This is a genomic window from Flavobacterium wongokense (assembly GCF_021608265.1).
Taxonomy (GTDB): domain Bacteria; phylum Bacteroidota; class Bacteroidia; order Flavobacteriales; family Flavobacteriaceae; genus Flavobacterium; species Flavobacterium wongokense.
This window is the reverse complement of record NZ_JAKIHP010000001.1, coordinates 469,501-495,911: the sequence shown is the minus strand read 5'-3', so window position 1 is coordinate 495,911 and position 26,411 is coordinate 469,501. Positions and strand designations below refer to the sequence as shown.

26 protein-coding genes are annotated in these 26,411 nt (G+C 39.6%); 5 read left to right on the top strand and 21 right to left on the bottom strand.

The genetic code is table 11. The features are described from left to right. Positions 1-36: 36 nt before the first annotated feature. The 11 genes from L1S31_RS02055 to L1S31_RS02005 form a co-directional block, all read right to left on the bottom strand. Positions 37-432 carry a hypothetical protein gene (locus L1S31_RS02055; protein WP_236461389.1) on the bottom strand — a complete coding sequence of 132 codons (396 nt, stop codon included), beginning with the start codon at positions 430-432 and terminating at the stop codon, positions 37-39. 93 nt (positions 433-525) lie between these two features. After that, entirely contained in the window at positions 526-1,059 is a 534-nt protein-coding gene (locus L1S31_RS02050; protein WP_236461388.1) for an NADPH-dependent FMN reductase, read from the bottom strand. A gap of 1 nt (position 1,060) precedes the next feature. After that, positions 1,061-1,288, bottom strand: coding sequence for a (4Fe-4S)-binding protein (locus L1S31_RS02045; protein ID WP_236461386.1), 228 nt, complete (start codon positions 1,286-1,288; stop codon positions 1,061-1,063). A gap of 2 nt (positions 1,289-1,290) precedes the next feature. Further along, complete coding sequence (locus L1S31_RS02040) at positions 1,291-1,686, bottom strand: OsmC family protein (RefSeq protein ID WP_236461384.1); 396 nt, start codon at positions 1,684-1,686, stop codon at positions 1,291-1,293. Positions 1,687-1,697: 11 nt separating this feature from the next. Further along, a complete protein-coding gene (locus L1S31_RS02035; RefSeq protein ID WP_236461382.1) occupies positions 1,698-1,979 on the bottom strand; it encodes a GNAT family N-acetyltransferase in 282 nt (93 codons plus the stop codon). A gap of 2 nt (positions 1,980-1,981) precedes the next feature. Beyond that, positions 1,982-2,698, bottom strand: a complete 717-nt coding sequence (locus tag L1S31_RS02030) for a pirin family protein (RefSeq protein ID WP_236461380.1) — start codon at positions 2,696-2,698, stop codon at positions 1,982-1,984. 307 nt (positions 2,699-3,005) lie between these two features. After that, on the bottom strand, positions 3,006-3,581 hold the full coding sequence (locus tag L1S31_RS02025; RefSeq protein ID WP_236461378.1) for a Crp/Fnr family transcriptional regulator: 576 nt from the start codon (positions 3,579-3,581) through the stop codon (positions 3,006-3,008). 60 nt (positions 3,582-3,641) lie between these two features. Continuing rightward, on the bottom strand, positions 3,642-4,001 hold the full coding sequence (locus L1S31_RS02020; protein WP_236461376.1) for a DUF6370 family protein: 360 nt from the start codon (positions 3,999-4,001) through the stop codon (positions 3,642-3,644). Positions 4,002-4,004: 3 nt separating this feature from the next. Continuing rightward, positions 4,005-5,171, bottom strand: coding sequence for a formate-dependent phosphoribosylglycinamide formyltransferase (gene purT / locus L1S31_RS02015; RefSeq protein ID WP_236461374.1), 1,167 nt, complete (start codon positions 5,169-5,171; stop codon positions 4,005-4,007). Positions 5,172-5,314: 143 nt separating this feature from the next. After that, positions 5,315-6,499 carry a pyridoxal phosphate-dependent aminotransferase gene (locus L1S31_RS02010; RefSeq protein WP_236461371.1) on the bottom strand — a complete coding sequence of 395 codons (1,185 nt, stop codon included), beginning with the start codon at positions 6,497-6,499 and terminating at the stop codon, positions 5,315-5,317. 58 nt (positions 6,500-6,557) lie between these two features. After that, complete coding sequence (locus tag L1S31_RS02005; protein ID WP_236461369.1) at positions 6,558-7,652, bottom strand: fatty acid desaturase family protein; 1,095 nt, start codon at positions 7,650-7,652, stop codon at positions 6,558-6,560. 108 nt (positions 7,653-7,760) lie between these two features. Here L1S31_RS02005 and rsmG point away from each other — a divergent pair, with 108 nt between their 5' ends. After that, positions 7,761-8,390 (top strand): 16S rRNA (guanine(527)-N(7))-methyltransferase RsmG, encoded by a 630-nt coding sequence (gene rsmG / locus L1S31_RS02000; RefSeq protein WP_236461366.1) that lies wholly within the window; start codon positions 7,761-7,763, stop codon positions 8,388-8,390. Here the strand turns inward: rsmG and L1S31_RS01995 are convergent. From L1S31_RS01995 to pruA, 3 genes are all read right to left on the bottom strand, one after another. After that, positions 8,387-8,806 carry a hypothetical protein gene (locus L1S31_RS01995; RefSeq protein WP_236461364.1) on the bottom strand — a complete coding sequence of 140 codons (420 nt, stop codon included), beginning with the start codon at positions 8,804-8,806 and terminating at the stop codon, positions 8,387-8,389. The two genes, rsmG and L1S31_RS01995, sit on opposite strands and share 4 nt — an antisense overlap. Beyond that, positions 8,807-9,841, bottom strand: a complete 1,035-nt coding sequence (locus L1S31_RS01990; RefSeq protein WP_236461362.1) for a T9SS type A sorting domain-containing protein — start codon at positions 9,839-9,841, stop codon at positions 8,807-8,809. It abuts the gene before it with no gap. A 106-nt stretch (positions 9,842-9,947) separates the two neighbouring features. Next, the gene (pruA, locus tag L1S31_RS01985) at positions 9,948-11,576 is read right to left on the bottom strand and encodes an L-glutamate gamma-semialdehyde dehydrogenase (protein WP_236461360.1); all 1,629 of its coding nucleotides are present in this window, start codon (positions 11,574-11,576) and stop codon (positions 9,948-9,950) included. 191 nt (positions 11,577-11,767) lie between these two features. On the opposite strand from pruA, the gene L1S31_RS01980 reads away from it, so the two are divergent. From L1S31_RS01980 to pdeM, 4 genes are read left to right on the top strand one after another with little or no spacing between them, the layout of a single operon-like run. After that, positions 11,768-12,811: a ligase-associated DNA damage response exonuclease gene (locus L1S31_RS01980; protein ID WP_236461358.1), complete on the top strand. Its 1,044-nt coding sequence runs from the start codon at positions 11,768-11,770 to the stop codon at positions 12,809-12,811. After that, positions 12,808-14,409, top strand: a complete 1,602-nt coding sequence (locus L1S31_RS01975) for an ATP-dependent DNA ligase (RefSeq protein WP_236461356.1) — start codon at positions 12,808-12,810, stop codon at positions 14,407-14,409. The genes L1S31_RS01980 and L1S31_RS01975 overlap by 4 nt, the downstream gene beginning before the upstream one ends. Beyond that, positions 14,409-16,868 (top strand): ligase-associated DNA damage response DEXH box helicase, encoded by a 2,460-nt coding sequence (locus L1S31_RS01970; protein WP_236461355.1) that lies wholly within the window; start codon positions 14,409-14,411, stop codon positions 16,866-16,868. Before L1S31_RS01975 ends, L1S31_RS01970 begins: the two co-directional genes overlap by 1 nt. A 1-nt stretch (position 16,869) precedes the next feature. Continuing rightward, on the top strand, positions 16,870-17,499 hold the full coding sequence (gene pdeM / locus L1S31_RS01965) for a ligase-associated DNA damage response endonuclease PdeM (protein WP_236461353.1): 630 nt from the start codon (positions 16,870-16,872) through the stop codon (positions 17,497-17,499). On the opposite strand, the gene apaG is transcribed toward pdeM, so the two are convergent. From apaG to L1S31_RS01930, 7 genes are all read right to left on the bottom strand, one after another. Beyond that, positions 17,496-17,882 (bottom strand): Co2+/Mg2+ efflux facilitator ApaG/CorD, encoded by a 387-nt coding sequence (apaG, locus tag L1S31_RS01960; RefSeq protein WP_236461351.1) that lies wholly within the window; start codon positions 17,880-17,882, stop codon positions 17,496-17,498. The two genes, pdeM and apaG, sit on opposite strands and share 4 nt — an antisense overlap. A gap of 70 nt (positions 17,883-17,952) precedes the next feature. Further along, the gene (locus tag L1S31_RS01955) at positions 17,953-19,203 is read right to left on the bottom strand and encodes a type IX secretion system plug protein (RefSeq protein WP_236461348.1); all 1,251 of its coding nucleotides are present in this window, start codon (positions 19,201-19,203) and stop codon (positions 17,953-17,955) included. Between the two features lie 67 nt (positions 19,204-19,270). Beyond that, positions 19,271-20,041 (bottom strand): class I SAM-dependent methyltransferase, encoded by a 771-nt coding sequence (locus tag L1S31_RS01950; protein WP_236461346.1) that lies wholly within the window; start codon positions 20,039-20,041, stop codon positions 19,271-19,273. Beyond that, positions 20,041-20,859 (bottom strand): type I methionyl aminopeptidase, encoded by an 819-nt coding sequence (gene map / locus L1S31_RS01945; protein WP_236461344.1) that lies wholly within the window; start codon positions 20,857-20,859, stop codon positions 20,041-20,043. The genes L1S31_RS01950 and map overlap by 1 nt, the downstream gene beginning before the upstream one ends. 41 nt (positions 20,860-20,900) lie before the next feature. After that, on the bottom strand, positions 20,901-22,322 hold the full coding sequence (locus L1S31_RS01940) for a T9SS type A sorting domain-containing protein (protein WP_236461343.1): 1,422 nt from the start codon (positions 22,320-22,322) through the stop codon (positions 20,901-20,903). Beyond that, positions 22,319-23,836 carry a 2,3-bisphosphoglycerate-independent phosphoglycerate mutase gene (gpmI, locus tag L1S31_RS01935; protein WP_236461341.1) on the bottom strand — a complete coding sequence of 506 codons (1,518 nt, stop codon included), beginning with the start codon at positions 23,834-23,836 and terminating at the stop codon, positions 22,319-22,321. Before gpmI ends, L1S31_RS01940 begins: the two co-directional genes overlap by 4 nt. Positions 23,837-23,865: 29 nt before the next feature. Then, positions 23,866-26,334 (bottom strand): DUF5916 domain-containing protein, encoded by a 2,469-nt coding sequence (locus tag L1S31_RS01930; protein ID WP_236461339.1) that lies wholly within the window; start codon positions 26,332-26,334, stop codon positions 23,866-23,868. Positions 26,335-26,411 lie beyond the last annotated feature (77 nt).

The window sequence follows — 26,411 nt, the reverse complement described above, 5'->3', positions numbered from 1 at the left end:
ATTGGTTTTGTTTTGAATGGCAAAAATAGGATTTTATTACGGTTCAACAATATAGTCTACCACACCTGTTGTAATGGCCATTGGCGGAACACTCATCGGAGTGAAATCGGCTACTTCGCCATCAACATAAATTACCAAAGTATAGGTTTTGGTATTTGGAGTTGTATTGTTTACTGTAATCTTAAGCTCAGCATTAAAAGGTATATCAGAAGCGCTAACAGTTTTCGAATCGCCATTCGTCCCGGCAAACTCTGTCCAATCACTTAGTATCTGAGTATCACCATTTGATTTTGTATACCTGATTTCGGTAATTGCATTGTCAATCTCGGCAATTTGGTATTTAACTTTCGGGGAATTATCACTGTCACTGCTACACGAAATAACAAAGACAGCCAAAACGATTACTGAAAATAAAATTTTTAGATTTTTCATAATAGTGTGTTTTAATGGTTAATAGTTTGTGGTCAACACAAATTTAAACAATAATTAAAACACTGGCTTCCATAATCATCAAAAAAAAGCTTTCTAAATTTCGATGGAATCGATAATCTTCAGTAGCTCTTTATTGAGTTCCTCATTCGAAATTTCTCCTTTTTCTTCATCAAAATTTGAATTGAAACTCGGCAGTGAAAAACTGCCCTTTACAATTCCGCCCTGAAAAGGCATTCGCTTGACAGCGATATCCAAAACGGTGTTTCCACCACGTGCGCCGGGAGATGTAGCCAACAATAGCATCGGTTTTTCCTGGAACGTTTTGCTGTTGATGCGCGAAGTCCAATCCAGGATATTCTTGAAAGCCGTGGTGTAATTCCCATTGTTTTCTGCAAAGGAGATTAGGATGAAATCGGAATCGCCAATTTTTTTATAAAAGTCGTGTGCCAGTTGCGGAAAGCCATCTTTCTTTTCCCGGTCTTTGGAATAAATAGGCATTTCGTAATCATTCAAATCCAAAAGGTCAACAGTAACATCCTTAAACTGTTTTGAGGCATATTTTGCCAATTGTTTATTAATGGAATCGCTGCTGTTCGAAGCGCCAAAGGCAAGTAGTTTTTTCTTCATTTTATTTTTTATTCAGATAATAGGTTAATGCTCCTGAAGGGCATTTTTTTACGGTTTCGATGATTTTATCGGTTGTCGAATCTTCTGGGGTAATCCAGGGCGTTTCCCTTGGTTTGAAAACATCGGGATTGTTGCGTGCGCAATTGGCAGAATGAATGCACTTCCCAGATTGCCACACTATGGTCACTTCGCCATTGGTGTATTCTTTGGTTAGGTCTTTCGGATCCATAATTAAATAGTGGTGTTAATGATTATATTTCCTTTTAATAGTTTCGAAATCGGGCATTTGTCGGCAATGACCAATAATCGTTCTTTTTGTTCCTCGCTTACATTTCCTGAAAATGTGAGGGTCTTAAAAATGGTCGTTTCCAATTCTTCGCCAGCCTGTTGAGCCAGGTTCATTGAAATTTGAATCTCTGGAATATCCCAGCCTTTTCGGTCGATGTACATCCGCAGTGTGGATAAAGTACAGCCAGCCAGTGAAGCCAAAAATGTTGAAAATGGGTCAGGTCCTAAATCCCTGCCGCCAATACTTTCGGGTTCGTCCATCAGTAATTCGCCATTACGCCAGGAAATGGTACACAAATATTTTTGTGTACCAATCTTTCCTTCTATATTTTGTTCCAAATAAGGTTCCATTACAATACGTCTCTAAAATCGGGAACCTTGTCAAAAACACTTTTTGCAAACGGGCAGAGCGGAATTATTTTGATGCCGTTTTCACGGGCGTATTCCACCGCTTTGGTTACCATTTTTTTGCCAAATCCCTTGCCTTCGTTCCCGGGATTTACTTCCGTGTGGTCGATGATGATTTTATCATCGCCTGCAAAAACAAAAGTCATTTTTGCTTCCTGTTTTCCATCGACATCAATGTGAAAAAATCCATTTTTCCCGTTGATTGTTAATTGTACTTCGTTCATAATTATTGATTCATTGGTACTTCCATTAATAAAACCTCTGCATCAGCCGTAGCTTCAAAACTTACTTTGTCAAAATCGGTGATACCCATACCATCGCGTTGTTCCAATTCCTGGCCATCAACTTTTACGCTTCCTTTTATCACAAAAACATACAAACCGTTGCCTTCTTTTTTACGATTGTAATCGATAGCAACACCTTTGTCCAGATTTCCCATATGGAACCAGGCATCCTGATGGATCCAAACCCCGGCATCATCTGCATTTGGAGATAAAACCTGTTGCAGTTTATTATGGCGGTCAGTGGTATCCAATGTGATTTGTTGGTAACGTGGTTCTACATTCCTGAATTTAGGGAACACCCAAATCTGCAGCAGATTGGTTCTTTTGTCATGGTTTGGATTGAATTCAGAATGTTGGATTCCGGTTCCGGCACTCATCACCTGAACATCGCCAAATTTGATAACCTCAGTATTTCCCATGCTGTCTTTGTGTGCCAAATCACCTTCCAAAGGAATGGTAATGATTTCCATATTATCGTGAGGATGTGTTCCGAAACCCATTCCAGGTGCAACAATGTCATCGTTTAAAACCCTAAGTACGCCAAACTGAACGCGGTTTGGATCATAGTAACCTGCAAAACTGAAAGTGTGGTGTGCGTTCAACCAACCGTGATCCGCGTGTCCGCGTGTATTTGCTTTGTGAACAACTGTATTTTTCATAATGTTTAAATTTACTAATTTTTATGATACAAATTTACGTCTGGAACCTCGCAACAGCACTTAATGTAGGTTAAGAAAGTCGTTTGATGGTGTCAGGAGCTCAGACGAGTGTGTTAGAAGGCCATTTTACTGACTCATAAGATAATTAAAGAGCATTAGAAGACCTCACGAGCAAGTCTGACAATTGTTCGAGAGCGTCCGAAGCTCTTTGGAGGGAGCCCGAAGACCATTCGAGAGAGTCCGAAGCTCGTCCGAGGGCTGGGAGAGATTGGAAATACTGGAGTTTTGGTTTTTCTTAACCTTTGGGTTATTTCCGAAGCATACGCGATTTCATCTTGCTGAAAAATTCGGGTGTCACTCCTATGAAGGAAGCGATTTGCTTTTGAGGTACTTTCTGGATCAGGCCTGGGTATTTTTTGCAGAACTTCTCAAAGCGTTCTTCGGCAGTCAGGCTGAGGTTGTCCATCAGGCGTTCCTGATTGGCTACCAGGGAATTTTCGATAAGAATTCTGAAAAAGCGTTCGAGTTTTGGGATTTCAAGGTACAGTTGATCCTGATTTACTTTTGATAACACCACTACTTCAGCATCTTCCATAACCTCGATAAAAAGATTTCCGGGTTTTTGCGAAAGCAGGCTGTACATATCGCTAATCCACCAGCCTTCGCAGGCAAAACTCATGACGTGTTCGACAATATTGTCATTGATATTGAAACTCCGAAGCAAACCTGAGTTGACAAAATAGCCTTCCCTGCAAACCTGTCCTGCATTTTGAATAATGGTTTTGGCTTTGTAATGCCTTGTTTCGGTTTTGGATAAAAAAAGGGCTTCTTCTTCCGGAGTTAAAGAAATGTGTTTTGAGATGTTCTGTATAATCGAAGTCATATCCCAAAAGTACAATAAAACTAAAACATAAAAAAAGCGGAACTAAGTCCGCTTGTCTTTTTAATGGTGGTGGCCATCATGATCACTATGATTGTGTCCTTCTACCGGAAGCAGCTTAAAGCTTGTTGCTACAAAACGGTCATTTTTTACTTCGCCAACCACTTCTGCTTTTCTTACTGTTGAGCAAAATCCATCAGCAGCATGGGCATCACCGTGTTTGTGAATGTCTGTTCCGTCAACGAAATAGGTTTTTCCATCAATACGGACAGCCAGGTCACAACCGCCTTTGCCTTTCATTCCGAATTGGCACTGACCGCACGAAGCTTCAACGATTTGTGTTTTTTGTTCCTGCTTTTTCTCCTGTGCATTCACTGACGCTAATCCTAATGAAAGGAATGCCACTAAAAATAATTTCTTCATAATCTATAGATTTACGGTTACTAATTTTGCTGTTTCTTTTACCTTTTCGACTACATTTTCAATGGGTGTTCCCAATGAATCGTTGGTCAAAACTACTCCCATTCTTCGGTAAGGCCTTGAAGTCGGTTTTCCAAATATACGAAAATCGGTTTTAGGTAACGAAGCCACTTTCGAAATTCCTGAAAAAGTTGGTTTATCCGAATTTCCTCCGGCCAAAATCACTGCACTTGCACCTACTTTTTCTAAAGTAATTTCAAAAATCGGCAAACTCAAAACCGCACGCAGATGCAATTCGAATTCATTGAAGTTTTGGGTTCCGGCTAAGGTCACCATTCCGGTGTCGTGTGGCCTTGGTGATAATTCCGAGAAATAAACGCCTTCATCCGTAAGGAAAAATTCAACACCAAAAAGACCTGCACCACCAAGGGCTTCGGTTACTTTTTCGGCCATATCCTGTGCCTCGAACAAATCCTTGTCCGAAACCAACGCCGGCTGCCAGCTTTCCTGGTAATCGCCACGTTCCTGGCGGTGTCCTATTGGAGCGCAAAATAAGGTTGGGTTGTTGTTTTGGGTAACGGTCAATAAAGTGATTTCGGAATTGAAGTTGACGAATGCTTCAACGATAACTTCTACAATATCACCACGCGAACCTTCTTCGGCATAGTTCCAGGCTTTTTCAATATCAGCTTCGGTTTTTATGGTGGATTGGCCTTTTCCTGAAGAGCTCATCAAAGGTTTTACGACGCAGGGAATTCCGACTTCGGAAACTGCTTTTCGCAATTCTTCTGATGAAGTTGCATAACGGTAATTTGCCGTTCGTAAGCCTAATTCCTTTGCAGCCAAATCGCGGATTGCTTTTCGGTTCATCGTAAAGTTGGCCGCTTTCGCAGATGGGACTACGGTAATGCCTTGCTTTTCATAATCGTAAAAACGTTCGGTTCGTATGGCTTCAATTTCGGGAACGATGAAATCGGGTTGGTGCTTGGCAACGATTTTATCCAAAGCATCGCCATCGAGCATATTGATGACTTCAAAACTATGCGCAACCTGCATTGCCGGTGCGTTTTCGTAGCTGTCGACAGCTATGACGGTTTGCCCTATTCTTTGGGCTGCGATAACAAATTCCTTTCCTAATTCTCCGGAACCGAGTAGTAGTATTTTCTTTTTCATAGTGTGTTCTTTAAAGATATTTTGCGTTAGGGATTGTAGCAAAGTACCATGTACTTGCGAAAAGCCCGACCGCGCTGCAAGCGCGGTAACGCCCAGATTATTGAAATAAAAAAGCCCCAAGTTTCCTTGAGGCGTGATATGTTTTAAGCTAGTGCTTCCTTGATTCTTTTGAAGGCTTCGGATAAAAGCTCTTCGCTGGTTGCATAGGAAATCCTGATGCAGCTTGGATTACCAAAAGCGTCACCGGTAACGGTAGCAACATTGGCTTCGGATAAAAGGTACATCGAAAAATCATCAGCATTGTTGATTAGTTTTCCGCGTAATGTTTTACCAAAAAACGAAGAAATATCAGGGAAAACGTAGAATGCACCTTCGGGAACATTGAGTTTCAAACCCGGAATATCCTTGGTTAATCCCACCACCAAATCACGACGGTTTTTGAAGGCAGCTACCATTTCGTTCAATACTTTTGGATCGGCTTCAACAGCTGTGATGGTGGCTCTTTGCGCAATAGAATTGGCTCCGGAAGTTACCTGTCCCTGCATTTTGGTACAGGCTTTAGCGATAAATTCTGGTGCACCAATATAACCGATTCTCCATCCGGTCATTGCAAAAGCTTTAGCAACTCCGTTTACTGTAATCGTTCTTTCGAATAATCCAGGAATTGAGGCAATGCTGCAAAATGTTCCTGAGAAATTGATATGTTCGTAGATTTCGTCTGATACGATATAGATGTTTGGGTGTTTTTCCAATACTTTTCCAATGGCGGTAAGCTCTTCACGGTTATAAACCGAACCACTTGGGTTGCAGGGCGAACTGAACCACATCATTTTGGTTTTTGGCGTAATGGCTTTTTCCAATTGTTCTGCTGTGATTTTAAAATCGGTATCCACAGAAGTTGGCACTTCAACCGGAACTCCGCCAGACAATTTGATGATTTCATAATACGAAACCCAATACGGCGCTGGTAAAATCACTTCATCACCATCATTCAGCATTACCTGTGCAATGTTGTATAAGGATTGTTTAGCACCAGTGGAAACCACAATGTTTGCCGGTTTATAATCCAGATTATTGTCGCGTTTGAACTTTCGACAAATTGCTTCTTTCAATTCCACATAACCGTCAACCGGAGTATAAGTGCTGTAATTTTCATCAATTGCTTTTTTTGCTGCTTCCTTGATAAAATCAGGTGTGTTGAAATCGGGTTCGCCAAGACTCAAACTGATGATGTCTTTTCCCTGTGCTTTTAATTCTCTTGCCAAGGCAGCCATGGCAAGGGTTTGTGAGGTAGATAGATTATTGATTCTGTCCGATAAAATATTCATTGTGTCGTTGGTTTATGATTAAATGAAAAACGCCACTAATGGCGTCTTTACAAATGTTTTATGCTACTTGAGGATTTTGCCCCAGCTCTTTTAAATGCCTGAAATGCGAAACAACAGCTTCTCTCATGGTTTTGAATTCCATGTAAGGCAGTTCAAATTCGTGTGCAGTTTCCTTAACGATTTTTGAGATTTTGTCATAATGGATATGACTGATGTTTGGAAATAAATGGTGCTCTACCTGATGATTCAAACCTCCGGTGTAGTAATTTACCAGCCAGTTTTTGGGAGCAAAATTCGCAGTAGTAAACAGTTGGTGGATTGCCCAGGTGTTTTCAATTTCACCTTCGTCATTTGGTTCCGGATAAGCAATGTCTTCTACAACATGTGCCAATTGGAACACCACGCTTAGGATAACTCCGGCAGTGTAATGCATTACCAAAAATCCTAAAACCACTTTCCACCATTCAACTCCAACGATTAATGGAGCTACAATCCAAATGGAAAAATAAATGATTTTGGTTATAACCAATGTAGTCCAGCGAATAACCGGTTTTTTGAATTCACCATACGATAAATTTCTTTTCAGGTAGCGTTTCATCTGAAGGAAATCGGTTGTAATTGCCCAGTTGAACGTAAGTAATCCGTAAAGGAAAATAGAATAGTAATGTTGGAATTTATGGAATCTTCTCCATTCTGCCTGTTTGGTAAAACGCATAATCCTTCCGGCTTCCAAGTCTTCGTCATGCCCGTGGATATTGGTATAAGTGTGATGCAAAACATTGTGCTGAACCTGCCAGTTGTAAACGTTTCCGGCCAAAATATAAATGCTTCCGCCCATAAATTTGTTGAGCCAGGATTTGCTCGAATACGAACCGTGGTTTCCATCGTGCATTACGTTCATTCCAACGCCGGCCATTCCAACACCGATTACAATGTTTAATAACAAATACACCCAAAACGGCATATCCATTGCCAAAAGGAAAAAGTATGGCGTTAGGAAAATGGCAAACATTACAATCGTTTTAAAGTGCAGTTTCCAGTTTCCGGTTTTTTTGATATTGTTTTCCTTGAAATAATTGTTGACTCTTGAGTTTAAAGTCCTGAAAAATTTCAAGGTATCTTTTGTAGAAAATGTAGGTGTGGCGGTATTCATTTATAGAATTTCAAATTTGGCTCAAAGATAATTATTATAATTTTTTAAAGATTATAAACAAATCATAATTATTAACCAAAAGCACTATTTTTGTTGAAAATTCAATTTATGGAAGAAATTATCAAACAATTCCCCAATCTTACTGAAAATCAAATACTACAGTTTCAAAAATTGGAAGCCTTGTATCAGGATTGGAATGCTAAAATTAATGTAATTTCCCGTAAAGACATAGACGAATTATACACCAAACACGTGCTGCATTCTTTGGCTATTGCCAAAATCCAACCGTTTGAGCCCGGAACCTATATCCTGGATGTTGGGACTGGTGGCGGTTTTCCCGGAATTCCGTTGGCGATATTATTTCCTGAAACGCGTTTTTATTTAATCGATGTTATTGCCAAAAAAATAAAAGTGGTTCAGGCTGTTGTTGATGGTTTGGGATTGAAGAATGTGAAGGCCGAACAATTGCGTGCCGAAAACGCCAAAGGCGATTATGATTTTATAGTAAGCCGTGCGGTGACCAACATGCCTGATTTTGTTTCCTGGATAAAAGACAAGATCAAAAAGCAGAACAAACACGAACTCAAAAACGGAATCCTTTATCTCAAAGGTGGCGATTTAACCGAAGAATTAAAGGATTTTCCCAACGCAACCGAATACAACATCGCTGAGTTTTTCAAAGATGAATTCTTTGAAACCAAAAAAGTGGTACACCTCCCTTTGAAATTTAAGGTTTAGTTGGCCACACGTACAAATTTATACGAAACCTCTTCAGTGAAGGGATAATGCAAAATAAGGTTTTCGCCAACGAGTTCATAGGTTAACTGCCAGTTGCCTTCATTAAAACAATCTTCGGTAACCACGCGGTTTGCACTGGCAATATAAGGGAAGCCAAAAAAGGTGTCTCCTGAAGCATGGATTGTAGGATCACAAAGCGAATAATAACTATAGATGTGGCCATCGTCCGAGAAAGTCATTTTCCAGTCTTCAGTATACGGTTCAAAAGTACCACTACCATCACCGGGATCAACCAGTATTTCGATTACTTTCCATTGTCCAAGGATGTCAGCAGATTCAGATTTAGCGTTGCCGTCTTCTGAACAGGATGTTACAAAAGCGGATAACAGTAAAAGAGCAAAGAGTTTTTTCATCATTTAACTCTTAACGATTTTCTTCGTAATGCTTCCGTTATCATTTCCGATTGTAATCAGGTAGATTCCTTTGGTTAACGAAATCGGGAGTTCGAATGTGCCATCAATAGAATTGTTTTGCGACTGGTAAATGGTTTTGCCCAGCATATCGGTAATGTTGATTTTGGCATTTTCAATAGCAGTTGGAGTATTGATTTCGATAGTGTTTTCAACCGGATTTTTAATCCAAACCGATTGCAACGCATTAGTACTTGTTCCTAAAATTGCGGCAAATCCTACTTCAAGTGTGGTGTCATTTTGGTTGATTCCGGCCAAATCCACAACTGCAGTTGTATTTACGCTCCTGAATTTAAAATTATTGCTCGTATCGCTTGGAGCATAATAACTATAAGAAGTTTGGGTTATTGTTCCAATATCTGTTAGAAAAAGATAATTCAATGAAATGGTCAAAACCGTTTTTAACCTCGTTACATTTCCGGTATAGCCATATTGCGGCAAATTTAAAACACCGTAACCGTCAACAGTAGTGGTCATATTGCCGGAAAAAGTTCCTGAATATGTGGTGTAATTATAGGTTCCGCTAAGCGAGCTGTCGGTGTTGGTAAAAGGGTAAACCATAGGAAAAGCTCCAAGAGTGGCATTTCCGCTTCCGTTTGTTCCTCCATTTAAATTAATGGTCAAACCCGAAGCACTTAATCCTGTAATGGAAATTGTTGCTCCTGCTGCTTTTGTAAACATTCTTCCTTCGGTCGTGGTGGAACCTTGGGTTGAAGAGGAAACAATTACACTCGTAGTGCCCGGATAAGTTGAAGACTCATTTGCTGTTGGTGCGACGTAAGTATAAGTAGTATTTCCGTAAGGAGTCAAGCCACTAAATGTCCAGTTTTGTGCAGTACCACCGGCACCATGGTTTATGGGATTGGCTGAAGTTACTGCACTTGAAATAAAACCGCTTGTTCCATAAAACGAATTAATCTGGTTTTGTGCAAAACTTATTGCAGTTGTAATAAGCAGTAATAAGAGTAATTTTATTTTCATAGTTATATTTTTTGAAGAAATTGAAAGTCAGTTTAGCTATACCAAATGTAAAAAAAAAGTCCAAGCGAAAGCCCGAACTTTGTATAAAATTGTTGAATGGAGCGATTTACTCGCCCAAAAACGGATAACGGTAATCTTCCGGAGTAACAAAAGTTTCCTTGATAGTCCTTGGTGAAACCCAACGCAGTAAATTCTGCATAGAACCTGCCTTATCATTGGTTCCTGAAGCTCTTGCACCACCAAATGGCTGCATTCCAACAACCGCACCTGTAGGTTTGTCGTTGATATAAAAGTTTCCGGCACTGTTCTGCAAAGCTGTAGTTGCTTCCTGTATTGCATAACGATCCTGGCTGAAAATAGCTCCGGTCAATGCATATTCTGAAGTTTCGTCAACCAATTTCAAAGTTTCAGCCCATTTTTTGTCCTCATAAACATAAATGGTCATCACTGGTCCAAAAAGTTCCGTTTCCATCGTGGCATATTTTGGATTGGTAGTAACGATTACTGTTGGCTCAATGAAATAGCCCTTTGATTTATCGTAGTTTCCACCAACAATGATTTCCGCATCCTTATCGGCTTTAGCCTGATCAATAGCTTTCGCCAATTTGTCAAACGAACCTTCATGGATTACCGCTGTGATGAAGTTTTCAAAATATTCTGGAGAACCCATTTTCATTGATTTTACATCAGTAATCAATTGTTCTTTAACCGCAGGCCACAAACTTTGTGGAATATAACCTCTTGAAGCCGCCGAACATTTTTGCCCCTGGAATTCAAAAGCCCCACGGGTAATTCCGGTAACGACTTGTTTTACATTCGCACTTGGATGCGCTAAAACGAAGTCTTTTCCACCAGTTTCACCAACGATTCTTGGATAGGTTTTATAAGTATGGATATTTTCTCCGATTTTTTTCCAGATTTCCTTGAATACAAATGTAGAACCTGTATAATGGATTCCGGCAAAATCAGGATGTTTCAAAATCGTATCGGTAATCATCACAGGATCTCCAAAAACAACATTGATAACGCCATCAGGAACACCGGCTTCCTTGAAAACATCGATAATGATTTTTGCAGAAAACACCTGGCTGTCACTTGGTTTCCAAACTACAGTGTTTCCCATCAACGCCGCACTTGCAGGAAGATTGGCAGCAATAGCAGTAAAGTTAAAAGGGGTTATTGCATAAACAAAACCTTCCAACGGACGGTATTCAACACGGTTCCAAATATCAGAAACCGATTTTGGCTGATCGTTGTAAATCTGCGTCATGAATTCTACATTATAACGCAAAAAGTCAATCAATTCGCAGGAAGCATCAATCTCAGCCTGGTAAATAGTTTTCGACTGCGCAATCATAGTTGCAGCATTGATTCGGGCTCTGTAAGGTCCGGCGATTAATTCGGCAGCTTTCAAAAAGATAGCGGCACGTTGTTCCCAAGCCATATTCGCCCATTTTTTCCTGGCTTCCAAAGCAGCGTCAATGGCTTTTTCGATATGCTTTTTTTCTGCCAGGTGATAGGTTCCCACGACATGTTTGTGATCGTGTGGCGCTGACATATTTTTAGTATTTCCGGTACGGATTTCTTCGCTTCCGATGTAGTTGGGAACATCAATGGTTTCGTTCCACATTTTTTTGTAAGCTGCTAAAACTGCTGCTTTTTCAGGCGAATTTGGTGCGTATGATTTTACGGGTTCATTGACCGCTTTAGGGACATGAAAAAAACCTTTTGGCATATTTCAGATTATTAGATTGTTAGACTTCCTAGATTGAATAATTCAAAATTGAAATGCAAAATTACAAAGGTTCATTTGAAAATCTCTAAAGACTATCATAAAAAAGTAGTAATTCAGTAAACTATTTAAAATATCATGTAAGCTAAACTTTGGTTTTAGATTTAAATTTGATGTTGCTCATCCTATATTTTATGAAGACACCGCTACTGGCTTTTAACGATAAGGGAATTTATTGCCAACAGGCCGATGTATATCTCGACCCATGGCGTCCTGTGAAAAATGCCATCATAACGCATGGGCACTCCGATCACTCGCGTTGGGGACATCAAAATTACATTACACACCATACCAATGTCCCGATAATCAAGCATCGTTTGGGCGACATTAACGTTACCGGAAAAGACTGGAACGAAACATTCGTAATCAACAATGTCAAGTTCTCACTGCATCCTGCGGGGCACATTTTCGGAAGTGCACAAATACGTGTCGAACATTTAGGTGAAGTCTGGGTTTTTACAGGTGATTACAAAACCGAAGATGATGGAATCGCAGTTCCGTATGAAGTGGTCAAATGCCATACCTTCATCACCGAAAATACTTTCGGACTGCCAGCTTTCAAATGGACCCCGCAAACTGAAGTCATGGCTGAAGTCAATAATTGGTGGGCAGAGAACAGGGCAGAAGGCAAAACTTCTGTCTTATTTGGATATACTTTGGGGAAAGCCCAGCGTTTGTTGAAATATCTTGATACCGATATTGGCAAAATCTTCACTCACGGCGCCATCGAAAACATGACCAACGTATTGCGCCCAATGATAGATTTTCCACCAACGACATTAATTACGAGAGAAACTAAAAAAGAAGAACTTTTAGGAAACATTGTACTCGCACCGCCGAGCGCCCACGGAACTACATGGATTCGGAAAGCTGCGCCTTTTGTAACCGGTTCGGCAAGTGGCTGGATGGCGTTTCGCGGAGCAAGAAGAAGACGGGCCATCGACAAAGGTTTTGTGCTGAGCGACCATTGTGACTGGTATTCCTTGCTGGATAGTATAAAGGCAACCGGAGCTGAAAAAATAATCTGCACTCACGGTTACAGCGATATTTTTTCAAGATACCTCAGAGAAATAGGCTATGATGCCCGAACCGAAAAAACCCAATACGAAGGTGATGAAGGTGAATCGGATGCAAAGGAAGAGGAAAAACATGCGGATGAAATTGTAGCTGAGCCATGAAAAACTTCGCCGAACTTATAAAAACACTGGACAGTTCCAACAAAACGAATGTCAAAGTTGATGCGTTGACCCATTACTTCAAAAATGCATCCGATGAAGACAAAGTGTGGACTATCGCCATCCTTTCGCATCGTCGCCCACCGCGACCTGTGAATACAACTTTACTAAGGATTTGGGCAAATGAATTAGCCAATATTCCCTTATGGCTTTTTGAGGAAAGTTACCATATTGTAGGTGATCTGGCAGAAACCATTGCGCTGATAATTCCTGTTGCCAACGAACATTCTGATAAAAGTCTGAGCGAATACCTTCGGGAAATGATAGTCTTAAAAAGTAAATCTGAAGAAGATAAGAAAGCCTACCTGCAGCAAAATTGGCTGGCACTGAATTATTATGAGCGCTTCGTTTTTACCAAATTGATTACAGGAAGTTTCCGCATCGGCGTAAGCCAAAAATTGATGACCAAAGCCTTATCGAAAGCTGAAAATGTTGATGAAGATACTTTGGCTTACAAACTGATGGGAAATTGGAATCCCAATACAGTAACTTTTCAGGAATTGATTTTGGATGAACAGAGCAGCGATTATTTATCAAAACCGTATCCATTTTACCTGGCTTATCCTATTGAAGGGGATGTTTCCGGACTAGGAAATCCTGAAGAATGGTCTGTTGAACACAAATGGGACGGCATTCGTTCGCAAACAATAATCCGTGAAAATGAGATTTATGTATGGTCTCGTGGCGAGGAATTGGTCACCGATAAATATCCGGAGTTTCATTCACTAGTCGGAAACATTCCAAACGGAACTGTCATCGATGCCGAAATATTGGCATTCAACAATGACGAAATAGGAACTTTTAATGATTTGCAGAAAAGGATTGGAAGAAAAACAATTTCTGCAACTTTGCTAAAATCCAATCCGGTAATCCTTAAAGCTTATGATTTATTGGAATGGGAAGGCAAAGACATCCGAAATCTTTCGTATGCAGAAAGAAGAAATCTCCTGGAAAATTTAATTGATTCGGTAAAAGATAAAAATCTTCCGTTGCATTTATCAGAAAGAAAAGAACTGAATTCGTGGGATGAAGTAGCTGAAGAACGACTGCTGGCGCGCGAAATGCGAAGCGAAGGATTGATGCTGAAAAGAAAAAGCTCACCTTACCAAGTCGGACGGAAAAAAGGGGATTGGTGGAAATGGAAACTGGAGCCTTTGGTTATCGACGCGGTTTTGACTTATGCGATGCGTGGCAGCGGAAGAAGAAGCAATCTGTTTACTGATTACACCTTTGCGCTTTGGGGCGATAATGAAAATGGTGAAAAAGAGCTGGTGACATTTGCCAAAGCCTATTCTGGTTTGACGGATGAGGAATTTCGTAAAGTTGATAATTTCATCAAAATGAATACGATTGAGAAATTTGGACCAGTGCGAAGCGTTGTTCCAAAATTGGTTTTTGAAATAGGTTTCGAAGGCATCGCACTTTCCAAAAGGCATAAAAGTGGTGTTGCTACGAGATTTCCAAGGATTTTACGTTGGCGTCACGACAAAACAATTGAAGAAGCCAATACCATTGATGATTTAAAAGAAATGATTCCGTAATGAACAGGGAAGCACTATTTACTATTGCTGAAAATTGGTTTGAAAAGCAAAAATGGAAACCTTTTGCCTTTCAGACACAAACGTGGACTGCATTTCTTCAAGGAAAAAATGGTTTGCTGAATGCGCCTACCGGAAGCGGGAAAACGTATGCGCTCTGGATGCCCATCGTATTAAATTACATTAAAAAAAATCCTGACTACAAAACAAAACACAAACCCGGATTAAAAGCAATCTGGATTACACCTTTGCGGGCACTTTCTGTAGAAATCAAACAAGCTGCCGAAAAAGTAGCAGATGATTTGGAAACCAAACTTACTGTAGCAATCCGCTCTGGTGATACTTCAGCAACGGAAAGAGCAAGGCAAAAAACAAAAATGCCCGATTTATTGATAACAACACCTGAAAGTCTGCAGTTGTTATTGGCTACAAAAGACTATGCAAAAATGTTTAGGGACTGTGATGCAATTGTCATAGACGAATGGCACGAATTATTAGGTACAAAAAGAGGCGTTCAGATGGAACTGGGATTGTCGCGCCTTAAAACCATTGCGTCAGGAATAAGGATTTGGGGGATTTCTGCAACAATAGGAAATCTCGAATTAGCTCAGGAAGTCTTGTTGGGAACCAATTCAGAAGCCTATAAAAATTCCATATTGATAAAAGCACACATTAATAAAAAAATTAATGTTCTCTCGATAATCCCAGAAAAAATGGATACCTATCCATGGCGTGGCCATATGGGTTTACACCTGATTGATGAGGTTGCCAAAATCATCCGTAAAAGCAAAACCACATTGGTTTTTACCAATGTACGTTCGGCCTGTGAATTATGGTTCCAGGCCTTGCTCGAAAAGTATCCGGAATTTGCCGGAGAAATGGCAATGCACCACGGAAGCATCAGCAAGGAAACCCGATTGTGGGTTGAAAATGCCATTCGGAATGAAGAATTAAAAGTAGTTGTTTGTACCTCCAGTTTGGATTTGGGAGTCGATTTTGCGCCCGTAGAAACCATCATCCAAATTGGTGGGCCAAAAGGAGTGGCTCGTTTCCTGCAAAGGGCCGGAAGAAGCGGTCATCAGCCCGGAAAGCAAAGCAATATTTATTTTCTGGCGACGCATGCCATGGAACTTATCGAGGCTTCAGCGCTTCGAAAAGCGGTACGCGAAACTATTGTTGAAGACAGGATGCCTTATCTGCACAGTTATGATGTTTTGATACAATATTTGAATACGCTGGCCGTTTCGGATGGTTTTTTTCCTGATGAAATCTTTGAGGAAATAAAATCCACTTTTTGTTACCAAAATTTTACCAAGGAGAATTGGCAATGGATTCTAAATTTTATTGTCAACGGAAGTCAAAGCCTTCAGGTGTATGACGAATTCAAAAAAGTGGAAATTGAGGAGGATGGAAGTTACAAAATCAACAGCCGACGCATTGCCATGCATCACAGGATGCAGATTGGAACCATTGTAGGCGACGCTGTACTCAATGTAAAATACCTGAAAGGTGGTTATATTGGGACAGTTGAAGAATGGTTTGCTTCCAAATTAACACCAGGCGATACATTCACTTTTGCAGGAAAGAAACTCGAGTTTTACAGGATAAAGGATATGCAGGTTTTGGTCCGTAAAGCCAACCCCAAAAAAGTTTCCAAAACCATTAGTTGGATGGGAGGAAGGATGTCCTTTTCGGCACAAATGAGTGAATTGCTGAGACAGGAATTGTATAGGGCAAATACGGAAGATTCGACACCGGAACTAAAAGCACTAAAACCGATGTTTGACAGGCAGAAAAAGGAAAGCGTCATTCCCAATGACAGTCAATTCCTGATAGAAACCTTTAAAACCCGTGAAGGGTATCACGCTGTTTTTTATCCGTTTGAAGGACGCTTTGTCCACGAAGCTATGGCGAGTTTATTGTCTTACCGCATTAGTTTATTGTTTTCGATTACGTTTTCACTGGCGTATAACGATTATGGTTTTGAACTGCTTTCCGATCAACAAGTAGATTTGGAGGCAGTTTTTGATAACAATTTATTTTCAACAGAATATTTGCACCATGATTTACAAAAAAGTTTGAATGCGACCGAAATGGCACGCAGGAAATTTAGGGATATTGCTGTAATTTCGGGATTGGTGTTTACAGGGATGCCTGGAAAACCTATAAAAACAAAACATTTGCAAAGCGGCTCTCAGCTGCTGTTTGAAGTGTTTAGGGATTATGAACCTGATAATTTATTGTTGCAACAGGCATATATTGAAACTTTTGAGCATCAGTTGGAAGAAGGCCGTTTGATACAAGCCATGGAACGAATCAGCCAACAGGAAATGGTTTGGAAGCAGTGCGAAAAGCCAACACCATTCAGTTTTCCGATTATAACGGATAGGCTTCGTGAAAAATTATCGAGTGAAACATTGGCAGAGCGCATTGCAAAAATGACGGCTTCCTACATGAAATGATATGAAAATCGAAATAAGAAACAACAATTTTATACTGCATTCAAGCGGTGCGGTTTTTTGGAAAGAGCAAAAAATCCTGCTGATTTCAGATGTCCATCTGGGAAAGATTGCACATTTCAGGAAACATGGACTGGCAATTCCCGGGAATGCCATTGCCGAAAATTTTAACAGGCTGGATGAAGTTGTGGCATTACAGAAACCGGAAAAAATTATTTTTCTGGGCGATTTATTCCATAGTAAAATCAATAACGAATGGAATTTGTTTGCTTATTGGGTGAATAAAATACAAACCGAAATCGTCTTGGTTGAAGGGAATCACGACATTATTGAACAACAAAATTATTCGGATTTGAACATAGAAATCCATAAAGAACTTATCCTTGACGATTTCCTGTTAACGCATCATCCTGTAGAAAATGAATGGTTTTTCAATTTTTGCGGACATGTACATCCGGGGATAAAACTAAAGGATGTTGGGAGGCAGTCATTGAAGCTTGCCTGTTTTTTTCATAAAGAAAAGCAAATGATCCTTCCGGCTTTTGGAGAATTTACAGGAAAGTATTTTATGCGCCCATACGAAAACGACAAGGTATATGCTATTGCAAATAATGAAGTGATAAGGGTTTTTTAATTCAAAGCAAATGGAGCACTCAATTTGAATGTTGGCACAATTACCTTGAAGGTTTTTGTAGTCGTGAAATTAATCATGTTGAAGTAACCGCTCATGGCTCCGAAAGGAGAAGAAAGTAAGCATCCCGAATTGTAAGTATGTTTTTCGCCAGGTTTGAGTACTGGTTTTTTACCAATTACGCCTTCGCCATCAACAATTTCAACATCATTCAATGAATCCAGGATTTCCCAATGACGGGTATTTAACTGAACAGAATCCTTGCTGTGGTTTTCAATGGTGATTTCATAACTAAAGGCAAAATGGATTTTGTAGTTTTTGAAGTACGTGCCTTCAAAACTAGTCAAAACCGAAATTTTAATACCTCTTGTTATTTGTGTAACCATGTAGAATATTGTTAACTGGAGTCCAAAATTACAAAAAATACTGTTCTACAGTATATTTTAGTGTTAATTTTTAGTTAGTTATATCAACAGAACTTGCAATTCCCTTTCCGATAATCCTGTCGTAACGCTGATTGTTTTCTTTGTAATATACTAACGCAAAATAGTTGTTTTCGGTTTGGAAATAGTTTCCATCCAATGCATTTTGTTCATCAATTTTGCCGTTTTTGTCGGCAAGCACATATTGGAAATTTGTAAAACCCTGTTTTATCATAAGGGCTTTTTCATAAAGTCCTTTTTTGGGATCGTAGTCCATTTTGTTTTCATCGCTAATTGCGTAATTGTTGAACATCCCATTTATATAAATTGATTTATCGCCAAAAAGTGACGGTGCAGAAAACGAGAAGAAAACCCAGGCATAATCTGCTTCGATTTCGTTGTTTTCAGCGCCAATATTCTTGATAATAAAATTTCCATTAATGTCGGGATAATAGGTATAAGGATTATTTCCCCTTGCCTGCCCTTGGTATAAATGGGCATTATAAAGCCCACTTTTGGAATCTACCGTTGCAATGCTGTTATTAGCTGCACGGATGTCCTTGTTTTCAAAAAACATGAATTCATTTCCTCCCCAAAACTGGGTTTCGGCATCGTATTTATAAATCAAATCGTTGCCAATGGTATATTGTGGCTTGATGTTGGTAATTGCATTGTCGAATTTTCCGTTTTGCATCAGCATTACTTTTACGTTTTGTAGTGGACTTTGGAAAAGGATGGTTTCAGATTTTATGGCAAATTCGATATTCTGTTTTTGTTCAATAACGCCAACGTTCCTGGCCCGTTTTACCTGCATTGGAACGGAAACCAATTCTTCATAAAGAATGAATTTCCTTGAAAAAACTACTTGTTTGTCGTCATTTAAAATCTTGATTACATAATTGCCGCTTACCCTAAACTGGGTCAATCTTGTTGGAAACGAAAGGCGGTAATGCGAATAAATCTGAAGTGTATTGAATGAATTGGTATAATCCTGTATTCTTTGATCATCAAAGCCGTTAAGATATTCCGCCTTTGATAGTTGTGATGGTTTCCAGTCATAATCGCAATGGGTTATGGTGTAATAATAATTGGCTTCGTTGCCGAATAAATCATCAAACTGTAACTGAAAGCTATCTCCCAATCTAAAAACCGGAATGCTGTTTTGGCCATTTTGAACAAAACTTACCGTTTTGATGTTGTATGGAGGTGCGATTTCTTTTTCAACTTGTGAAAAACAAATAGTGGCAATCAACAATAAATAAGTGGAAAATAACTTTTTGGACATAAGTATGTAAATCAGATTCGTAAAGATACTAAAATTTCCCCACGAAAATTATGCCAAAACTTAGGGTTTACTTAAAACACACCGGAATGATTTCGCCTTTTGCCAGGCAATATTTTTCGACTAATTCGGGAGCAATTTTATTGGCATAATCTTCTTCAACCACTTTAAAACCGATGCTTCTCAGTTTGTCGAAATAATCCCTTCCGTACACACGCACATGGTCGTACTGTCCAAATATTTTAGCGCGTTCTTTTTGGTCAACAATAGAATCATCCGAAAATGTATTGGCTCTTGACAAATCCTGTGGAATCTGGAAAATTCCCATTCCGCCGGGTTTTAACACACGATACAATTCCTGCATGGCTTTGGTGTCATCCGGAATATGCTCTAAAACATGGTTGCACAAAATATAGTCATAAGTGTTATCCTCAAACGGCAGATTGCAGATATCGGCTTTAACATCTGCTAAAGGCGAAAGCAAATCGGTTGTAGTATATTCGATGTTGGCCTGCTTTTTAAAACGTTTGTAAAATTCCTGTTCCGGGGCAAAATGAAGTACTTTTTTTTTCTCTTCTGAAGTAAAGAAATCGGTTTCGTTTTTTAGGTACAACCACAATAAACGATGCCTTTCCAGCGAAAGCGTACTAGGTGAAAGCACATTATTTCTTTGATTTCCATATCCATAAGGCAAAAAAGCCCTGAAACTTTTCCCATCAATAGGATCGGTAAAGCGGTTTCCTTTTAGAGCCAATTCCAATATTGGGCGGACCACAATGCTTAAACGGATAAGTATTGGCCTCGGGATGGTATTGAGTATGAATTTGAAAATCTTCTTCATTACAGTACTAATGGTTTTTGACGGAACTCATCTTCTTCATTGCTCACAATTCCTAAAGCCTGGTAAACATATTGAAAGGTTGAAAGCAATTCCGGTTTCCCATTTACCAAAGCAACATCATGTTCGAAATGAGCGCTTGGCTTGCCGTCGGCAGTTAGGATTGTCCAGCCGTCTTTTAGCTGCTTGATGTTTTTGGTTCCCATGTTAATCATGGGTTCGATGGCGACTACCATTCCTTCAACAAACAATTTTCCGCGACCGCGTTTACCATAATTAGGCATTTCGGGATCTTCGTGCATTTTGGTTCCCAATCCGTGGCCTACAAGCTCACGAACTACGCCATAACCGTGGCTTTCACAATATTTTTGGATAGCATTACCCACATCTTCCACTCGGTTTCCGGCTTTGAATTCCCTGATTCCAACATAAAGCGATTCCTTAGTAACCTGAAGTAGTCTCTTGACGTCAGGAGCCACTTCGCCAATTTCAAAAGAGTAGGCATGGTCGCCATAAAATCCGTTTTTCAAAACGCCACAGTCAACCGAAATTACATCACCTTCCTGTAGCGGAACATTGTTTGGGATTCCGTGCACAACCTGCGCATTCGGACTCATGCAAAGCGAATTTGGGAAATCATACAAACCCAGGAAAGCAGGAACGCCACCATTGTCACGAATGAATTCTTCGGCTAATTTATCTAACTGTAAGGTTGTTACTCCGGGCTTAATCACTTTGGCAATTTCCCCTAGGGTTTTAGAAACCATCAAAGCGCTTTCGCGCATCAATTCAATCTCTTCGGCTGTTTTTGGAATAATCATAAATCAAATTTCGAGAGCGCAAAAATACAATTTTATTCTGATTATCCTTTTATGAATTTTGTAGTAGCGGTTCCTTTATTGGTTTCAAATTTAATAAAATAGATTCCTGCGTTTAATTCAGAAACATTTAAAACCGAAACACTTCCTGCATTGGGAATTGCAATTATGGTTTGTCCGGGAATATCATAAATCGAGATTGATTCGATTGTTAAACCGCCATCTACTTCTAGATTTATATAATTTTTTGAAGGATTTGGAAACAACCTCAGATTGCTGCTTAAATCAAAATTGGTGGTCGCCAAATCGCATAAGGAATTGACTTCACAGTTGGTATAGCCATATTGAGCAATAAGATTCTGAACGTTGGTTAGTTGGTCTTCATCAGCACAAATATAAACTAGATTTGGGTTGTTTGAAAAATCTAAAAATGGTTCATTGCTGCCGTTTTTAATATTCAGATTTAATAATTGGGGATTGTTATGACAGTTCAAAACTAATAATTGAGGTAACGGACTAACATCTAAATTGGAAATTTGATTTGCACTGCAATCCAAAATCTGAAGGTTGGATACATCGCTAAAACTAAAAGAAGGAATTTGATTATTATGGCAATAGGCAGCCTCTAAATCGGGCATGTCGCTAAAAATAAAGGCATTGCCAATTTGATTGGACTCACAATTCAGTGTAGAAAGATGCGACAAATTGGTTATATCCAATGTCGTTATTTGGTTGTGGGAACAGTTCAAAGCGGTTAAACCATTCAAATTGTTTAAGTTCAATGTTTCAAGTTGGTTGTAAGAACAATTTAACGAAGTCAAACTCGCCAAATCATTTAAATCTAAAGCAATGAACTGATTAGACTGACAACTCAAATCAGTTAGTTGTGTTAAGTTGCTGACATCTAATGCAGTCAGTTGATTGTAATCGCAATTTAACGACTGAAGATTTATTTGGCCATTCAGGTTTAAGGAAGTAAGGAAATTAAACCTGCAATTTAATGTCTCAAGGCTTGCAAGGTTTGCAAAATCTATCTGGGTAAGAGTGTTCTCGGCACATTCGAGATTTAAGAGTTGGTTTAAGCCGTTTAAATTTAAGGAAGTCAATAAATTAAGATTGCAGTACAGTGATTTAAGATTAGTTAAATTGCTTAAATCCAAATTAGGAATATGGTTTTGCGAACAGTTTAAGGAACGGAGCGAAGTAAAAAACCCGATTCCGGTTAAATCATATATGTCTGCAATGGAAACATTCAAACGGTTAACCTGTAAAGCTTCACTAACTTCTATCTCATTATTGTCATTGGTATCAATCTTTATAGCAGTCATGCCATTATAGGCAATTGCATTGGAAGGATTTGCAGCCAACAGCTTCGCTTTAAAATTTGCATCGGGAATGGTTATAATTTGTGCATTGGCGATATATCCAATTAGGATAAAAGTGAAAGACATTAACAAATGCTTCATAACAACGAATGCTGTGTCATTACGGCTGGTTTTTCAATTCCCATCAAATCCAAAATGGTAGGGGCAATGTCGCCCAAAATTCCGTCATGGATTGTTTTGAGTTCCTTATCCACCAAAATGATTGGAACAGGATTCGTAGTATGTGCCGTATTCGGACTTCCATCCGGATTGATCATTGTTTCACAATTCCCGTGGTCGGCAATGACAATGGTTGTGTAATTATTTTCGAGTGCTGTTTCAATAACTTCCTTAACGCAGGCATCAACAGCTTCACAGGCTTTTATCGCGGCTTCAAAAACACCCGTATGTCCTACCATATCTCCATTTGCAAAATTAAGGCAGACAAAATCCACTTCACCTTTTTTAAGTTCGGGAATCAAAGCATCCTTTAATTCATAAGCGCTCATTTCGGGTTGTAAATCGTAAGTGGCAACTTTTGGCGAATTTCTCAAGATACGGGTTTCGCCCTCGAAAGGTTCTTCGCGTCCGCCCGAAAAGAAAAAAGTAACGTGAGGATATTTTTCGGTTTCCGCAATACGTATTTGTTTTTTATGGTTTTTTTCCAAAACTTCACCCAAAGTTTCGGTCAGGTTGTCCTTGTCGAAAATACGGTAAATGTTGTTGAAGGTATCGTCATAATTGGTCATCGTGACATAATACAGGTTCATCTTGTGCATATTGAAATCAAGATGGTCTTTCTGTGAAAGGACTTCCGTCAGCTGGCGTCCACGATCGGTTCTGAAGTTGAAGAAAATTACAACATCGCCTTCCTTGATGGTTGCTATTGGTTCATCTTTATCATTGGTCATCACTATCGGCGGAAGGAATTCATCTGTGATGTTTTTCGAATAATTCTCTTCGATGCTTTTCACGGCATCTTTAGAATGTGTTCCGGTTCCGTTTACCAATAAATCGTAAGCCTGTTTCACACGTTCCCAACGTTTGTCGCGGTCCATTGCATAATAACGTCCAATGATCGTCGCAAGTTTAACTGATGTTCCTTTGATATGGTTTGTAATATCGGTTATAAAACCAACACCGGATTTTGGGTCAACATCACGGCCATCAGTAAAAGCATGAATGTACACTTTGTCAAGTCCGGCATCGTAAGCAGCGTCAACCAATCCTTTTAAGTGATTGATGTGTGAATGAACGCCTCCATCGGAAACAAGCCCGAGGAAATGAACCGGTTTTTCATATTCCTTTGCATAATGAAATGCTTCGGAAATGGCTTTTTCCTTATTGAATGTTTTGTTTTCAACGGCAAGATTGATTTTGGCCAAATCCTGGTAAACAATCCTTCCGGCGCCAAGATTCATGTGGCCTACTTCAGAGTTTCCCATTTGTCCTTCGGGCAGGCCAACATTTAGGCCGTCAGTTCTGAGTTGGGCATTCGGATATTTAGTGTAAAGGCTGTTTATGAATGGGACATTGGCATTGTCAGGAGCAGAAACTTTTGGGTCCGGAGATTTTCCCCAACCGTCCAATATCATTAGGATTACTTTCTTGTTCATTGCGTACAATTTTACACAAAGATAAAACTTTAGAAACGGATTCTTTCTTTAGGTTTTGTGAAAGTTTTGGAAACTTTTGAATTTTTAAGCGAATTGTAGTCGATGTAATATTTGATGCTAACCGAGAACACATGGTTCAAGACCTGGTCATTCAACAAATCCTTAACATTGCGCTCGAAGTCCTTCCGGATGACATCGTTAAATCGGTTTGAGCTGTTTCGATAGAGCACAGAAATCTGGCTTCCGGGCGCAAACCACCACGAATACGTGAGGTCAAGATTCCAGGTGCTGAAATCCTGATCCTGATTAGGTACTGGGTTGTTGTAGTCTACCAATTTTCCGTCATCCAATAATAAAAGGTATTTTTTGTTTTCGGAATACGACCAATAATGGCGTGCCAGTATGCTGAAACTCATGTCGCTGTTAAGTGAATAACGGGCCGACAAGGTGTTGGAATAGGAAATGACATTGCGGTATCCAAAAATAATATCATCTGCAGTAGCCGGATCGGCATCGGTGTCAATTTCGGTTGCATAACCATTATCATTGGTATATTTGAAAAGGTTAAAGCTGTAAACTACCAGGAATTTATCACTGAAACGGTATCTTGGGCTGAAAGTGAAATCCAACAGCTCTCTTCCTTTTTCATTGTATTTGGTATATTCCGGCTCAATGTCAAACGCAAACCTGTAATTGTAATTGGAAGAAAAATAAAACCAGGCATTATAACGGTCTGGGTTAAAACTAGAGCGGTTGAGCCCAAGCCTTGGGTCAAATTCGTAAGTGTCGAAAGGGGTGATGTTAAATCCGCCACCCAAATCATGATTCTTTTTGCTAGTGATATTAAAGCTAGGGCTGATAGCCATATTCTGCAGTCGGCCCGTTTCCGTTTGATGGGTCGCATAGGAATTCAGCCCAACACGAAAAGCATTTACCAGCTTTGTTGGGTTGAGTATTCGATAACTGATATTGTTATAGATGTTGTAATAACCGGTTTCAAAATTGATTCCAAGGTCATTGTTATCAAAATCCTGGCTTATGATGAAGGCACCGGCGCCAAAACGAACCTTTCCTTTGGTTTTATTAAATTCGGCATACGAACGGTAACCACTTTTATCTGTCGCTGAGTTGATGGTACTGTATTCATATTCACCCTGAGCCTGCAATGAATTTGCTTTCGTCCTTAAGTCCCAAACCAAAGCAGAAACATTCGCATCCCTAAAACTTCCGTTGCGGGTAACGTTGGTATTTATTATGGAAACAGAAGAGTTGGTATTGAATCGTTGGTCTAATACAAAAACATTATAATTTGTCAGCGGAGAAATATTCTGAAGCCTTATTTCACCGGTGTCATTATTTTTGACACTAACGCTGGTATTTTCGGATACGGCATTCAATACGCCGATACCCAAACCACCTCTGGTTCGTCCGGATATCTTTAATGCATTGATCAATTTAATTGAGCTTGGGAAGTCAACCACGCTTTCATTATTGGCAATGGAAAAACCGGGCGTTTGTCCAATTCTGCGCGTATAAAGTAAATCTCCTTTGTTAAATAAGTCGGTACCTTCGGTAAAAAAAGAGCGGTTTTCATCAAACTGCTGTTCGAAAGCACCGAGGTTTAACTGTACATTGTCAAATTTGGTCTGCCCAAAATCGGGAATAAGGATAGCGTCCAATGTAAAGGCATCGCTAATTCCATATTTAATATCCATTCCGCCCTTAATTTCTCCAACCGTTTTTTTGGCATCATTGGCATTCAGGTAAAAAGAGGAGTATGGAATCAGAAACAAGCGTGTTGGTGTATTGATGTTTTCAATTCCCTCGAGGATTCCGGCCTGGTTACTCTCAGAATCTATTTTATTGTCCAATAGGTTCCAGGTGTATTTTCCATTGTCCCTTTTGATTTCACGATAAAAATTCAATCCCCAGGTTTGCTTGCTTTCTGTTGAAAAGCGCAAAGCAGCATAAGGAATCTTCATTTCGACACACCAACCATAATCGGTGATCTTTGTCTTACTGTCCCAAATAGCATTCCAGGAATAATCCTCTCCGTTAGATTGTGTGTAAAAAACATCAATCTGAACATCGGCTGCACTAACAAAAAAACGAAACTCCTGCTGGCCGTCATTATAACCATTAAGTGTAACTCCAAAGTGGTCGGCAGAACCAAAAACATCCCTTTGGGTTAATTGTTTCATTATTTTATCAGGATTTTCATCATAAAGTTTGGCTGCCACATAAACCGCTTCGTTATCATAAACAAGCCTTACTTCTGTTTTCTTTTCAGGAGCAATCACTTTTCCATTGTCGGGGCTGACCATAAGGAAATCGGAAGCTACATTGGCTGTAGTCCATACACTTTCGTTGAATTCGCCATCAATTGTGATTTTTTCCTTAGTTGCCTGGGTAACAAGCGTCTTTTTAGGATTCTGTCCAAATGTCCTGCCTGTAAAAAGCAATATTACAAAAAAGGAATAGTAATAATATTTAGGCATTTGAGGTTTAGTTAGTCGAGCAAAATTAAAGAATTAATCGGTATTTCCAACTCCGTTACCAATAAAATACAGTTCAA